General features: G+C 68.3%; 1 pseudogene. It reads right to left on the bottom strand.

The annotated features are described in order from the left end of the window. A pseudogene (locus DBR24_RS33640) lies at nucleotides 1-333 on the bottom strand (ComEC/Rec2 family competence protein); the annotation flags it as partial. Nucleotides 334-419: the final 86 nt, after the last annotated feature.

Here is a 419-nt window from a genome sequence, read left to right as displayed (position 1 = left end):
CCACAACCCCGGCCGCAACCCGGCCAGTGGATCGACCAACAGCACGCCATTGAACGCCAGCAACAGCGGCCACCACGCGCCCAGATGACGAAAGCGCAGGCGCCACAGCAACACCAGCCCCACCATCACGCAGGCGCGTTGCACCGGCACGTCAAACCCGGCCAGCAACGCGTAGCCGAGCGCCGCCGCGAACGCCAGACCGCAGGCCCACGGCAGCCATGGCCAGCGCAGTGGCCACACGCCCAGACGGGCCAATCCGGCGACCAACAGGTACATGACCGCCGCCAACAGGCCGATGTGCTGGCCGGAAATCACCAGCAAATGCACGGTGCCGGTGTGTTGCAGAATGCGCCAATCTTCGCGACTGAGCCCCGAGCCGTCACCCAGCACCAAAGCCGCCAGCGCTCCGGCCCGCCCTT

The organism is Pseudomonas sp. HMWF006 (genome assembly GCF_003061205.1).
Lineage (GTDB): Bacteria > Pseudomonadota > Gammaproteobacteria > Pseudomonadales > Pseudomonadaceae > Aquipseudomonas > Aquipseudomonas monsensis.
Note: the sequence above shows the minus strand (reverse complement) of the source record. Positions and strands in the feature narration are given on the sequence as shown.